Genomic DNA, 13,562 nt, shown 5'->3' on the forward strand with positions numbered 1-13,562 from the left:
GCCTCCTTTTTATTTCCTGAATTTTCCCACCACAGGCACAGGCTTAAACCTGTTCACGACCTGCAGCGAGAAACCGTCAACAAGGTGAAGAGCAGCATAGGAACCGGAGCGTATAGACATACGTGAGGATTCCGAGCAGCACATGAGCCTTGATCACGGTTTCGTAGCCAGATCGTGGACAGGTTTAGACCGGATTGTCGATATCGATAAAGGTGACATCCAACCCGTGCACGGTCGCCAGCCACTCCCCCAGCGCCTTGACGCCGTAACGTTCGGTGGCGTGATGGCCTGCGGCGTAGAAGTGCATCCCCATCTCGCGAGCGGTGTGAATGGTCTGTTCAGAAGCCTCGCCAGAGATAAAGGCATCGATGCCCTGCTCCGCCGCCAAATTGATGTAGCTCTGACCGCCACCGGTGCACCAGGCCACGGAACGGATAAGCTCGGGGCCGCTGTCGCCACAATAGAGTGGCTCGCGGCCAAGGCGCTCGGCAATCAGCTTGGCAAAGTCGGCACCACTCATCGGCTGCTCCAGCTTGCCCACCATGGCGACGCTCTTGCTGTTCCACGGCTCCAGACCGCGGCGTACCTTGATGTCGAGCAGCTTGGCTAGCTGGGCGTTGTTACCCACCTCGGGATGGACATCCAGCGGCAAATGGTAGGCAAACAGGTTGATATCGTGGGTCAGCAGGGTCTTGAGCCGACGCTGCTTCATGCCGGTGATCTGGGCCGGTTCACCGCTCCAGAAGTAGCCGTGATGGACCAGAATGGCATCGGCTTCGGCAGCCACCGCCGCGTCGATAAGCGCCTGACTGGCGGTGACACCGGTCACCACCTTGCGAATGCGCTCGCGCCCCTCCACTTGCAAGCCGTTGGGGCAGTAATCCTTGATGGCGTGCGGTTCGAGCAGATGGTTCAGTACGGTTTCGAGTTTTCGATGAGAGATCATTGGGGTCCCTTATTAAGGCTCGGTCCCCTGCTTTACCAATAAAAACAGGGCCCAGGCTCAAAGCGCCAAGGGCCCCATGATAATCGAGCCGGGCCGTCAAGACCATGACAGCCCCCACACAGTGCGGTTTCCCTCCCGGCCTCAGGCTGGCAGGTCGATCCCCGCTTCCCGCATCTGGGCCAGCTTGTAGCGCAGAGTGCGCGGGCTGATGCCGAGCCGGTCGGCCACCGCCTTGCGACTGCCGTTACAATCTTGCAGGGTGTCGAGGATGATCTGGTGCTCCTGCTGCTTGAGCTCGCTGCCGAGGCGATCGCCGCCATAGCTGCGCTCCACGCTGACAAACTCCATCTCCTGCTCGTCCAGCTCCTCCAGAATGAGGTGGTCACAATCAATGATCCCGTCGGGGCTGAGGATCAGGGCACGCTGTACCACGTTGTCCAACTCCCGCACATTGCCGGGCCAGGGGTGGGCCAGCAGCCGTTCCCGCGAGGCATCCGTCAACTGCGGTGTCGGCAGCCCCTGCTGACTGGCATGAAGTGCCAGCAGGTGCTCCGCCAGCGGCAGAATGTCGCCGGGCCGCTCACTCAGGGCAGACCAGCGCAGCGGGAAGACGTTGAGGCGATAGTAGAGATCTTCGCGAAACTGGCCATCCTGCACCGCTTTTTTCAAATCCCGGTTGCTGGTGGCGATGACCCGCACATCCAGCGGGATCATCTTGCGACTGCCGAGCCGCTCCACCTCTTTCTCCTGCAACACCCGCAGCAATTTGGCTTGCAGCCCCTGATCCATCTCGGTGATCTCGTCGAGCAGCAGGGTGCCCCCCTGCGCCTGTTCGAACTTGCCCGGGCACCCCTGTACCGCACCGGTGAAAGCCCCCTTCTCGTAGCCAAACAGGGTCGCCTCCAGCATGTTTTCCGGAATGGCGGCGCAGTTGATGGCGACGAAGGGCTGCTCGGCGCGGCTGGAGTTATCGTGAATGTAACGGGCCAGCACCTCTTTCCCCGTCCCGCTCGGGCCGGTCACCATCACGGTCGCTTCGCTTCTGGCCACCCGGGTCGCCAGCTGGAACAGCTCGGCAGTTTTGGGGTCCCCATAAACCACGGCGCGCTTCTCCACCTTCTGGGCGGGCACATAGCGGCTGACCTGATTGAGCAGCACCTCCGGCGAGAACGGCTTGGCCAGATAGTCGATGGCCCCTTCACGCATGGCGCGCACCGCGCCATCGATATTGGCGTAGGCGGTCATCAGCAGCACAGGTATCTGTGGATATTGCTGGCGGATGGTAGCCAACAGGGTGAGGCCGTCCATTCCCCCCATCTGGATATCGGAGATCACCATGTCAAACGGCTGACGGGAGAGGGCCAGCAAAGCCCGCTCGCCGCTGTCCGCTTCACGGCACTCATAACCGCCGAGCAAAAGGGTATCCACCAGCGCTTCGCGCAGGCCATTGTCATCTTCAACGACCAGGATCCTGGCCTGTGTCATGCTACACCTCCAAGCTGCACCGGTTGCTGGTGCAGGGGGAACGACAGAGTAAAGCAGGTGCCTTCACCAGGAACCGAGGCCACACCGACCTCCCCCTGATGGGCACGCACTACAGATTGCACCACCGCCAGCCCGAGACCTGTGCCCTGGGAGCGAGTGGTAAAGAAGGGTTCGAATACCTGACCGAGCTGATGGGAAGGGATCCCCTTGCCATTATCAATGACCCGCATCTCCACCCGGGCACCGCTGCGCACCGCGCTGACCAAGAGTGAGGTGGCCCCTGCCTGCTGGGCATTGGCAATCAGGTTGTTGATGGCCCCCGCCAGCGCACTGCTGTTAGCCAGCAGGCAGAGATCGGGCTCCGGCGCCTCCATGTGCAGCTCGCAGCCCTGCTGCTGGCAGAAGGCCTCGGCTCCGGCCTGCACTTCGGCCAGCAGCCCTTGTACCGAGATGGGAGTGACCACCTGATTGTCACCGTTGCGGGCGAACAGCAGGATGTCGTTGATCTGCTTCTCCAGATCCTGCAAACGGGCCATCAGCTTTTGCTGAAACTGAGTGCGAGATTCCGGCTTGAGGGTGCGGTTGGCCAGATTAGCGGCATAGAGCATGGCGGCAGAGAGCGGCGTGCGGATCTGGTGGGCGAGCGAGGCCGCCATATTGCCCAGCGCCGACAGCCGCTTCATGTGGTTGATGCGGTCTTGCAGTTTACGAGTTTCGGTCAGGTCATTGATAAAGACCAGCTGGCCGGGCTGATCCGGCAGCGGTTGGGTCGAGAGCTGCACCCGGCGCCCGTCACGCAGGGAGATCTCGTGGCCATCATCCTCCCGCGGCTCGAAGCAGCGGGCAATGATATGACGCCAGAGCTCCCCTTCCAACGGCTCCCCCAGCAGGGAGATGGCCGCCGGATTCGCGCGCGTGACCACCCCAGCCCCGTCAAGCAGCAACACCCCTGTGGGGAGCGCCTTGAAGATGGCATAGAGCTGGCTCACTTCGTGGGACTGGAGTGGCATGTCCTGCTGCTGGATTGTCATAAACCTGACCTCAAACTGGCTATTGGGTCAGGTTATTCAATTTCCATGCCACTAAATTATATGAATTAAAACAATGAATTGCGCATGAGCGTCAAGGCTTTGACCCTCAGACGTCCTTGCTCATCCCGTACTTTTTCATCTTCTCCACCAAAGTGGTACGGCGCATACCGAGCAGATCGGCGGCGCGGGCCACCACCCCGTCCTGAGACTCCAGCGCCTGACGGATCAGCTCCACTTCGAGGTCGGCCAGCATCTCTTTGAGGTTGACCCCCTCCTCCGGCAACTGCATGGTACGGGCAGAGGCGAGGGAGTGATCCAGCTCGGGCGGATCCTGAAACACCGCCGCCAGCGCATCCCGCTCATCCATCTCGGTCAGCCGCTCATCCCGCGGCTCGCTCGGCAGCAGACGATAACGGCTCGGCAGATCGGCCACATCGACGATCTGGTGCGGGTAGAGGATCAACAGCCGCTCCAGCAGGTTGGATAGCTCGCGTACGTTACCGGGCCAGGGGTACTGCATCAGTGACTCCAGCGCCCGCTGGGTCAACCGGATAAAGCCATGGTGCTGCTCGGCATGGCGGTTGAGCAGCTCCTGCAGCAGCAGCGGGATGTCATCGATGCGATCCCGCAGCGGCGGCGTCTCAATGGGGAAGACGTTGAGGCGGTAGTAGAGATCTTCACGAAAACCCTGAGTGCGGATCATCGCCTCCAGATCCCGGTGGGTAGCCGCTATGATGCGCACATCGGCCTGAATGGGCTTGCCGCCACCGACCCGGTCGAACAGCCGCTCCTGCAATACCCGCAGCAGTTTGACCTGCATCGGCATCGGCATGTCGCCGATCTCGTCGAGGAACAGGGTGCCCCCCTGCGCCAACTCGAAGCGACCGCGACGAGCCGCGATGGCGCCGGTAAACGCCCCCTTCTCGTGGCCAAACAGTTCGCTCTCCAGCAATTCGGCCGGAATGGCGCCGCAGTTGATGGGCACGAAGGGACCTTGACTTCGGGAAGAGAGTTCGTGGATAGCGCGCGCCACCACCTCTTTACCGGTACCAGACTCCCCAAGGATCAGCACGTTGGCATCGGTCTCGGCCACCTGGCTGATGAGGCGGCGTACCTCCTGGATCCCCTTCCCTTTGCCCACCAGCAAACGCAGCAGGGCCTGCCCCTTGTCATGGGTCTGCTGACGGGGATGCAAGGATACAAAGGCCTGACAGAAGTGCAGATGACGGGTGAGGGATTCATAGGTAAAGGGCGAGATCGCGACCCCGATAAAGTTGCTGTTGGGCAGATCGGCCTCAACCAGCGAGAGGAAGGGGGTACGGGGGAAAGCAGCCAGCAGCTCTGACAAGGGACGGTCGGTCAGCTCACCCACCAGCACCCCTTGCAGCGGTCCGGAGGATTCGATGGCCACATCCAGATCGCTTTGTGCCACCTCCTGCCACGGGATCCCCATAAACGAGAGCACGGTTCCCAACTGTTGGCGCCGCTGCGCATCGGCATCAACAATCAACACGCCCATCTCCACCATATCCATTCCTCGCGATGTCCTGAACTAACTTATTGTTTTATTTAATGATAAAACAGCTACCGACTGTCTTTCTGCTGGCACACAAAGTGCCAAAATTCCGACACATTGTCAAAAATTGTCGTATTCAGGCTAAGTGTATCGACAGAAACGAGAGATTAGATAAATTTTGCCGAGGAATTTTCTGCATTGGCGCCGTTAACAAACGCCGCCAATAGCGGAAAGAAAACTGCCCTCGTCAGAGGGCAGCATGGGACACGGTGAAGCGCATTCAGTGGCGATTATGGTGGTGCGGCGCCGCGTAACGACACTCGGGAAAACGGCTGCAAGCCAGAAAGAGTCGACCGGCGTGGGGACCTTTTTTCGCCTCCCGCTCCACTAGCGGCGCATCGCAACGGGGGCAGTGGTGTACCTCGTGCTCTTCATCATCCTCTACATCGGCGAACAAGCCATCGACCAGCTCACCCTCACTCTGCGGCGCCTCCACCATCCCCTTGGCCTGAATGGCGGGCTCGTGGAGCGACGCAGGCGAGATCGCCTCGGCATGGGCAGTGCGGCCACGGATCCCGGCACCGACATCCACGCCGTCCAGCAACAGAGGGTTGAACGTCGGCTCGCGGCGCGCCCCGTGCGGCAGATCGTCGATCACCTGTTCGCTGGTTTTGACCAGCAGCGGCAGGATCTGTTCGCGCAGTTCTTCCACCAGATAGCTGGCACTTGCCGGGATCTGCAGCAACGGCAGACCGGCGCTGTCACAGGCAGTTTTCAGAAAGAGATCCCGCGCCTTGCGCTTCTGGTGACGATGGGAGCTGTCATCGAGTTCGATGGCGCAGATAAAGGAGAGATCCGCAGGGTGGCAAAGCAGATAGTCGAAATGCTTGGCGCTGATCTTGTTGAAATGCTGCTGCCATTTGCTTTTGCCGATCCCGGCCTGCGGCGTCAGCACATCGGCCACCCGCACCTTGGCAAAGACCCGGGCCTTGTCACCCACCGCCAGATCCAGCACCCCGAGGAAGGATCGCTCGGCGGGACTGAACAGGGTCTCCTGCACATCATAGGGCAGGCGCTTTTGCTGTCTGCCTCTGCTCCAGAAGATCGCCAGCACAAGCAGCGCCAGCAACAACAATCCCGATAGGACAAGGGTATTCATGAGAGCACGATCCAGTTCACGACACGAAAGGGGAATTACTTTACCACAGCCGCCACGGAGCAAGGCAGCAGACCCGTGTATAGAAAGTGAAAAGTCCCGTCTTTTTATCTATTTGTCAGCAGGCGGGGGTTCATATGACCAGCCCCAGCAGGCACAATAGGGATAGAGCACAAAATCCCATTTCAAGGAGAGCAGGATGCAAAAGCAATTGGTGGTCACCGTGATCGGTGCAGACAAACCCGGGATCGTCGAGAGTCTGGCTGCAGTCATCAGCCGCGAGCAGGGCAACTGGCTGGGCAGCGCCATGAGCGAACTGGCGGGCCAGTTTGCCGGTATCCTCCATGTCTCTGTCCCCGATGAGCACTATCGCAGCCTGTGCGAAGCACTGGCCATGCTACCGGGTCTGACCATCAGCTTTGCCGAAGGGACACCGACCACCGAGCCAGCCCATCAAGTCATGATGACGGTGACCGGCAACGACCGCCCCGGCATCGTCCATGAAGTAGCCAGCATCCTGCGCCAGCTCGAGATCAACGTGGCCGATCTCACCACCGGCTGTGAACCGGCTCCCCACTCCGGCGCCCCGCTCTTCTATGCCCATGCGCTGGTTGCCCTGCCCGACGGGCTCGCGATGGATACGCTTATCACCGCGCTGGAATCCCTCTCCGACGATCTGGTGGTCGACATCGACGAAGCGTTCAGCGAGCAGTAACAATACTGTCATTTATTTGTCATATATTAACGCCATAACTGCCGCGCAGACGCGACCTGAAACAGAGGCACAAGATGAGCACCGACAAGCAGTATGAAGAGAAAGAGCTGAGCTGGCTCTCATTCAATGAACGGGTGTTGCAAGAGGCAATGGACAAGACGGTGCCCCTCATCGAGCGGGTTCGTTTTCTGGGGATCTTCTCCTCCAACCAGGATGAGTTCTTCAAGGTACGGGTATCGGACGTCAAGCGTCGCATCCTCATCAATGAAGTACATGGTGGCGACGATGAAGCGAAAGTGCTGCTGCGCGCCATCCAGCAGAAGGTGATGGCGCTCGGTGAGGCGTTCGACAACACCTACAAGGAGCTGTTGATTGCGCTCGCTCGCCACAACATCTTCCTGGTCAACGAGAACCAGCTCTCCGATGCCATTCAGAAGTGGCTGCGGGTCTTCTTCAAGGAGAAGGTGCTGCGTCACATCATCCCGATCCTGCTCAACAAGGAGGTCAATCCGGTCAAATTCCTCAAGGATGAGTACACCTATCTGGCCATCGAGATGAAGAAGAACGGTCAGGTGATCCAGTACGCCCTGGTGGAAGTGCCGACCGACGACCTGCCCCGCTTCTTCCAGCTGCCGCCGGAAGGGACCCGCCGCAAGAAGCAGATCATCATTCTGGATAACGTCATCCGCTTCTGCCTCGACGAGATCTTCAAAGGCTTCTTCGACTACGACGAGATTGCCGCCTATGCGGTGAAGCTGACCCGGGATGCCGAATATGATCTCTCCGACCAGCTGGACTTGAGCCTGGTGGACAAGATGAGTGACGGCTTGAAGCAGCGCCTTACCGCCATGCCGGTGCGCTTCGTCTACGAGCGGGAGATGCCCGCTGCCATGATAAGCTTCCTCAAGCTCAAGCTGCAGATCAGCTCCTACGACGCCATCATGCCGGGCGGGCGTTACCACAACTTCAAGGATTTCATCGGCTTCCCCAACGTGGGCCGTGACTATCTGGAGAACCCCAAGCTGCCGGCCCTCGATTGCCGCGATTTTGACGGCTTCGTCAACGCCTTCGATGCGATTACCAAGCAGGATATTCTGCTCTACTACCCGTATCACAAGTTCCACCACTTCACCGAGCTGGTGCGCCAGGCGGCGTTCGACCCGGCGGTGAGCGCTATTCGCATCAATATCTACCGGGTCGCCAAGAAGTCGCGGATCATCCACTCCCTCATCGATGCCGCCAACAACGGCAAGAAGGTGACCGTGGTGGTCGAGCTGCGCGCCCGTTTCGACGAAGCGGCCAACATCGACTGGGCCAATATCCTCACCGATGCCGGGGTCAAGGTGGTGTTCGGGGTGCCGAGCCTCAAGATCCACTCCAAGCTCTGCCTCATCACCCGCCACGAAAATGGCGAGGCGGTGCGCTATGCCCATATCGGTACCGGCAACTTCAACGAGAAGACCGCCAAGATCTACACCGACTTCTCGCTGCTGACCCGCAATCCGGATATCACCGCCGAAGTGGAAGGGGTGTTTGAATACATCGAGTACCCCTATAAGCGTTACAAATTCAATCACCTGCTGGTCTCCCCCATCAACAGCCGCCGTCAGCTCTATCGCCTCATCGACAACGAGCTCTCCAACGCCAAGGCGGGCCAGCCGAGCGGCATCATCCTCAAGATCAACAATCTGGTGGACAAGGATCTCATCAACCGCCTCTATGCCGCCGGGCAGGCCGGGGTGCCGATCCAGATGATCATCCGTGGCATGTGCGCCCTGCGTCCGGGCGTACCGGGCCTCAGTGACAACATCAAGGTGATCAGCATCATCGACCGCTTCCTCGAGCACCCGCGGGTGATGGTGTTCCACAACAAGGGCAACCCCCAGCTCTATATCTCCAGCGCCGACTGGATGAGCCGCAATATCGACGGCCGTATTGAGGTGGGCACCCCCATTTATGATGAGCGGCTCAAGCAGCGCATCATGGACATTCTCGAACTACAACTGAGTGATACCTGCAAGGCGCGGGTCATTGATGCCGACCAGCAGAACGAATATGTGAAGCGGGGCAACCGCCGCAAGATCCGCTCTCAGGTGGCGATTTACGACTATCTCAAACGTATCGAGTCAAACAATGGACAATAGTCTCTATGCCGCCGTGGATCTCGGCTCCAACAGTTTTCATATGGTGATCGCCCATCTGAGCGAAGGGCGTTTTCGCATCGTCGATCGCATCAAGGAGCGGGTGCGGCTGGCGGAAGGGATGGATGAGCAGAAACGAATGAGCCCGGAGGCGATGGAACGCGGCCTCGCCTGTCTGTCGCTGTTTGCCGAGCGACTCACCAATATCAAGCCGGATCAGATCCGCATCGCTGGTACCTATACCCTGCGCCGCGCCAGCAATGCCCGCGAATTTGTGAGTGAAGCTGCCAAGGTGCTCAACCACCCCATCGAGATCATCAGCGGGCAGGAAGAAGCACGGCTCATCTATCAGGGGGTTGCCCATACCCAGCATATCGAGGGCCAGGTACTGGTCATCGATATCGGTGGCGGCAGCACCGAGCTCATCATCGGTGAAGGGTTTGAACACAAGGCCCTCACCAGCCGCAAGATGGGCTGCGTCAGCTTTACCCAGAGCTTCTTTGCCAGCGGCAAGCTGAGCGAGAAAAACTTCACCAATGCCGTGCTGGAGGCGCAGCACCAGCTCGCCCCCATCGTCAACCAGTACCGCAAGCTGGGCTGGCAGAGCTGCCTTGGCAGCTCAGGTTCCATTCGTACGGTTCGGGATGTACTGCAGGGTGAAGGGCTGACTGACGGCAGCATTACGCTGGAGGGACTGGAGCGGCTCAAGGCACTGATGATTGAGCGCAAGCGAGTCGATAACCTGAAACTGGTCGGGCTTACCGAGGAGCGTCAGGAGGTGTTTGCCGCTGCGGTCGCCATCCTGCTCGGGCTGTTTACCTCGCTGCCCATCGAGCGGCTTGACTACTCCGACGGAGCCCTGCGTGAAGGGTTGCTTTATGAATTCGAGGAGCGCTTGCAGCACCACGATATTCGCGAGCGTACCGCACAGGCGCTCGGTACCCACTACCGGATGGACCGCAAACAAGCAGCCCGGGTGGAGCAGAGCGTGCTGACGCTGTTTGATGCCTTGCAAGAGCCCTGGCAGATGGAGATAGAGCCCTATCGCGCCATCCTCGGCTGGGCGGCGCGGCTGCACGAAATTGGCCTTGCCATCAACTACAGCGGCATTCACCGTCACTCCGCCTATATCCTGCAACACACCGACCTGCCCGGCTTCAACCAGGACGATCAGGCGCTGCTGGCGGCGCTGGTACGCTTTCAGCGCAAGGGGCTCAAGCTCTCCGAGCTGCCGCCCCTGCCCAACCACGACATGCAGACGGTGCTGCGCTGCATCCGCATCCTGCGCCTCGCAGTCGCCGCTCACCACAAGCGTCAGGACAACCTGCTGCCTGAGTGGAAAGTCGCAGTACAAGGGGATCAGCTGGTCGTGACCCTGCCGATCGACTGGTGCGAGGAGAACCGTCTCCTGATGCAGAATCTGGAGAAGGAGCATCGTTATTGCCAGGAGCAGGGCTGGCCACTGTTGTTCCAGCTCGGCTAAACCGGAAAGATAAATGAAAAAGGCAGCCCACTGGCTGCCTTTTGCATCTCAATCTCCCGGTTACTGCAACTCGGGCAACAACCACTTGGCCATCTCGAAGTAGATGATAAGGCCGGTACCATCCACCAGCGTCGCGATGAATGGCGCAGAGACCACCGCCGGATCGATGCGGAAACGACGCAGCACCATGGGAATAATGGATGCGACCGTGGCACTCCAGAGCACGATGGCGATGATGGTAAAGGTCACCACCATGCCAATCTGGGGACCGACGCCAAGACTCCATGCCCGTACCCAAGCCGCCATGGCAATGGCACCCGAGATGAGCAGACCGGTGGAGAGCTCCTTTTTCAGCACTGTGCCGAGATTGCGCAGACTCACCTCCCCGACCGCCATGGCTCGTACTATGGTGGTGGTGATCTGGGTGCCGCTGTTACCACCAGTACCGATCAGCAAGGGGATAAAGAAGGCCAGCGCGATGGCCGCTTCCAGCTGCTCCTCAAATGCCCGCAGCACGGTGCCGGTGTAAGCTTCCGCCACAAACAGGATAAGCAGCCAGCCCACCCGTTTGCGCCACAGCTGCCAGGGCGTCGCCTGCAAGTAAGGGGTATCGAGCGGTGATGAGCCCCCTTGCATCTCGGCATCCTCGGTGGATTCGAGCTCCAGAATATCCGCCGCATCATCGACGTGGAAAATACCGACCAGTCGCCCCTGATCCTCGACCGGCAATACCGACAGGTCGCGGTCGATGAGTAGGCGCGCTGCCAGCTCCTGATCCGCACGGGCATTGATCCGCACCGTCTCCCGATCCATCAGGGTCGCGACACTGGCCAGCGGGTCGGCGATCAGCAAGGTCTTGAGGGAGAGGCTTCCTTGCAGACGACCATCCCCGTTGACCACATAGATATGGCGAAACAGCTGGGCATTGTCCCAGGCATCGTGGATCAGCTGTTTGGCGTGACCGACCGTGTCCTCCTCCCGCACCGCCAGATATTCGTGGCGCATGTTGGCCCCCACCGACTCGGTGGGCCAATCCAGCAGGGAGTAATACATGGCCTGCGCCTGGGTCGGGAAGCGAGCCAGCAACATGGTGCGATCCTGACGCCCCAGTTTGCGCAGGATGGCGACCATCTCGCGTCGGGGAATGGCCTCCTGCAACACGCTGACGATGCTGCCATGGAGCCGCTGCAACAGGCGCCCGGCACTCTCGGCCGAGAGTGAGCCGAGCAGTTCGGCACCTTGCGGAATTGGCAGGGTATCAAAGATGCAGTTGAGCTCTTCCGGACGCAGGGTCAGCAGTTGATCGGCGCGCTGAACCGGATCCAGATTATGTTCCAGCCAACCCTGCAGGGCGGCCAGATCGAGCAGTTGGTGACGGTTAAGAATGGTATGTGTTTTCTTCATCACAGATATCCTCATGTGATTTCAGGCGAGCCTGAATGCCTCCGGAAATAGCCGGATGCAACGACAAGAAAACAGCAATTTGATTGACGAGTAATAGGCAGGAAATGACGCCGTTCGGCGTGTCATCATCCCCACGTACCAGCTTTAGCACTGTATAACGTATCCGGCATGCCGGAAGCCACTTGGGTTTACACCTTAATCCGATGAAAACTGTCCTGATCTTGGGCGTCTCTGGACGTCGTGAGATCAGTGGCCTGTGTTTATACAGGAGCCTCGCCTAACGAGATGCTGCAAATAATGCGCACAACCCTCTGTTGTGCGGGCGGCATGATTATCCAATCCCGCTGGGAGGTCAACCCCGCAACCACCATTAAATTGGCAACGGCAACAGCTTGTTACAATTGGCAGGAGATGACACGGAACCAATTTCCATAGTCTGGACAAAAGCAAAGGCCCCAAAGGGGCCCTTCTTTAATTAGCGAATATAGTCAAATAGCGTCAGACGGCTTATTTTACTGAAAGAGAGTTGTGAGGCACTCAATGCCGCATCCTCTTTTGACAGCGCGGAAATCACTTCATAAAGGTCCGCTTCCGACACCTTGGCTCTCGCCTCGGCGTTGAGGGTACTCAATCCTTCATTGGAGCCCATAGCCTGCTCCAGACTGTTCATCCGGCCGCCCAACTCACCCAACCCATGATCGATATTCAGGCGGGCATTTTTCATATGAACGGTGGCATCGGCTATTTTCTGCTCGAAGGTCTCGGCAGAAATAGCCGGATCTCGCAGAGCCGTAATAAAGTCCGACATACCATTCAATATGTTGTCATTCTTCGGTGGATTAAGATCAAACTGCTGAGCCGCACCACCTGCAGGCAAATCAAGGGTCAACTCCAGACCATTAAAGGGGATCTTGGTGCCAGCAGTGTAGTTACCCGTTTGCAACGTATTGCCACCGGCATCCTTGATATCATAGGTATCAGGCGGACCTATGGTGGTTGATACGGTATAAGTGTTGCTGGGCAGTGCCGAGTTATAATTGGACTTATAGAAATTATCAAAGTTACCCTGATCGCCTATCCCGACCTTGATATTTGCGGTGGTTGCACTGGCGGTTCTTCTGGTCGCCACGATTTCAAACAGATCCTGCCCGGAATCATTGGCAGCGATTTGTACTGTGGGTGAGACCTGAATATTCCGCTGACCTGGATCACCCTGATAAATATATTTTCCGTTGACGTCTTTTATATATGGCTGGGTCTTGCTCTGATTGCCACCAAATATAAATTCACCTGATGAGTTTTTGCTATTCATCAGGTCGAACATCTGCTGCTGCAACCCTTCAAGCTCGCTGGCGATGGCCTTGCGATCATCCATGCTGATAGCGCCATTATTTGACTTCTGGATCAGGGTCTGGGCACTGAGCATCGCCGTATTAAGAGAATCCAATACTGTCTCTTCATGCCCCAGGCTGTTTTCCAGCAAGCTGCCATTGACACTGTACTGCTTGAACAGGTCAATCTCCTTGGTCAGAGCCATCTTCTGACTCATCCCTGCGGGATCTTCTCCAGCTGTCTGAAATTTATTGCCGGTTTGCAGTTGTTGATAGGCAGAATTCAACCGCTCGTTGGCACTGTTGAGGGAATATAAATTCCGGTCGTAGATCATGTTGGTGGTGATGCGCATG

General features: G+C 58.4%; 10 protein-coding genes and 1 riboswitch. Of the genes, 3 read left to right on the forward strand and 7 right to left on the reverse strand.

Annotated features, from left to right (window positions below; all coding sequences use genetic code 11):
- Positions 1-184: 184 nt before the first annotated feature.
- From I6L41_RS09115 to I6L41_RS09135, 5 genes are all read right to left on the reverse strand, one after another.
- Complete coding sequence (locus I6L41_RS09115) at positions 185-946, reverse strand: Nif3-like dinuclear metal center hexameric protein (protein WP_216963524.1); 762 nt, start codon at positions 944-946, stop codon at positions 185-187.
- Positions 947-1,087: 141 nt separating this feature from the next.
- The gene (locus tag I6L41_RS09120; RefSeq protein WP_216963527.1) at positions 1,088-2,431 is read right to left on the reverse strand and encodes a sigma-54 dependent transcriptional regulator; all 1,344 of its coding nucleotides are present in this window, start codon (positions 2,429-2,431) and stop codon (positions 1,088-1,090) included.
- Positions 2,428-3,462 (reverse strand): PAS domain-containing sensor histidine kinase, encoded by a 1,035-nt coding sequence (locus I6L41_RS09125; protein WP_005334126.1) that lies wholly within the window; start codon positions 3,460-3,462, stop codon positions 2,428-2,430. Before I6L41_RS09125 ends, I6L41_RS09120 begins: the two co-directional genes overlap by 4 nt.
- A gap of 106 nt (positions 3,463-3,568) precedes the next feature.
- Positions 3,569-4,990, reverse strand: a complete 1,422-nt coding sequence (locus I6L41_RS09130; RefSeq protein WP_216963530.1) for a sigma-54 dependent transcriptional regulator — start codon at positions 4,988-4,990, stop codon at positions 3,569-3,571.
- A gap of 268 nt (positions 4,991-5,258) precedes the next feature.
- The gene (locus I6L41_RS09135) at positions 5,259-6,137 is read right to left on the reverse strand and encodes a DUF2726 domain-containing protein (RefSeq protein WP_216963534.1); all 879 of its coding nucleotides are present in this window, start codon (positions 6,135-6,137) and stop codon (positions 5,259-5,261) included.
- Positions 6,138-6,333: 196 nt separating this feature from the next.
- Between I6L41_RS09135 and I6L41_RS09140 the strand changes: the two genes are divergently transcribed.
- The 3 genes from I6L41_RS09140 (at position 6,334) to ppx (ending at position 10,473) form a co-directional block, all read left to right on the forward strand.
- Positions 6,334-6,849: a glycine cleavage system protein R gene (locus I6L41_RS09140; protein WP_216963538.1), complete on the forward strand. Its 516-nt coding sequence runs from the start codon at positions 6,334-6,336 to the stop codon at positions 6,847-6,849.
- 74 nt (positions 6,850-6,923) lie between these two features.
- Complete coding sequence (gene ppk1, locus I6L41_RS09145; RefSeq protein ID WP_005350671.1) at positions 6,924-8,993, forward strand: polyphosphate kinase 1; 2,070 nt, start codon at positions 6,924-6,926, stop codon at positions 8,991-8,993.
- On the forward strand, positions 8,983-10,473 hold the full coding sequence (gene ppx / locus I6L41_RS09150; RefSeq protein ID WP_216963541.1) for an exopolyphosphatase: 1,491 nt from the start codon (positions 8,983-8,985) through the stop codon (positions 10,471-10,473). The genes ppk1 and ppx overlap by 11 nt, the downstream gene beginning before the upstream one ends.
- 60 nt (positions 10,474-10,533) lie before the next feature.
- On the opposite strand, the gene mgtE is transcribed toward ppx, so the two are convergent.
- Both mgtE and flgL read right to left on the reverse strand, forming a co-directional pair.
- Positions 10,534-11,877, reverse strand: coding sequence for a magnesium transporter (gene mgtE, locus I6L41_RS09155; RefSeq protein WP_019446139.1), 1,344 nt, complete (start codon positions 11,875-11,877; stop codon positions 10,534-10,536).
- Between the two features lie 122 nt (positions 11,878-11,999).
- Positions 12,000-12,169, reverse strand: a riboswitch (M-box (ykoK) riboswitch).
- 183 nt (positions 12,170-12,352) lie between these two features.
- Positions 12,353-13,561, reverse strand: coding sequence for a flagellar hook-associated protein FlgL (gene flgL, locus I6L41_RS09160; RefSeq protein WP_216963544.1), 1,209 nt, complete (start codon positions 13,559-13,561; stop codon positions 12,353-12,355).
- Between the last annotated feature and the right edge of the window lies 1 nt (position 13,562).

The organism is Aeromonas sp. FDAARGOS 1411, from assembly GCF_019047125.1.
Taxonomy (GTDB): Bacteria; Pseudomonadota; Gammaproteobacteria; order Enterobacterales; family Aeromonadaceae; genus Aeromonas; species Aeromonas veronii.

Bases quoted from the DNA above. Each gene is read 5' to 3' on its own strand.
- flgL (WP_216963544.1), bottom strand. From the start codon at position 13,561: ATGCGCATCACCACCAACATGATCTACGACCGGAATTTATATTCCCTC.
- I6L41_RS09120 (WP_216963527.1), bottom strand. From the start codon at position 2,431: ATGACACAGGCCAGGATCCTGGTCGTTGAAGATGACAATGGCCTGCGC.
- I6L41_RS09115 (WP_216963524.1), bottom strand. From the start codon at position 946: ATGATCTCTCATCGAAAACTCGAAACCGTACTGAACCATCTGCTCGAA.
- I6L41_RS09135 (WP_216963534.1), bottom strand. From the start codon at position 6,137: ATGAATACCCTTGTCCTATCGGGATTGTTGTTGCTGGCGCTGCTTGTG.
- mgtE (WP_019446139.1), bottom strand. From the start codon at position 11,877: ATGAAGAAAACACATACCATTCTTAACCGTCACCAACTGCTCGATCTG.
- ppk1 (WP_005350671.1), top strand. From the start codon at position 6,924: ATGAGCACCGACAAGCAGTATGAAGAGAAAGAGCTGAGCTGGCTCTCA.
- I6L41_RS09140 (WP_216963538.1), top strand. From the start codon at position 6,334: ATGCAAAAGCAATTGGTGGTCACCGTGATCGGTGCAGACAAACCCGGG.
- I6L41_RS09125 (WP_005334126.1), bottom strand. From the start codon at position 3,462: ATGACAATCCAGCAGCAGGACATGCCACTCCAGTCCCACGAAGTGAGC.
- ppx (WP_216963541.1), top strand. From the start codon at position 8,983: ATGGACAATAGTCTCTATGCCGCCGTGGATCTCGGCTCCAACAGTTTT.
- I6L41_RS09130 (WP_216963530.1), bottom strand. From the start codon at position 4,990: ATGGTGGAGATGGGCGTGTTGATTGTTGATGCCGATGCGCAGCGGCGC.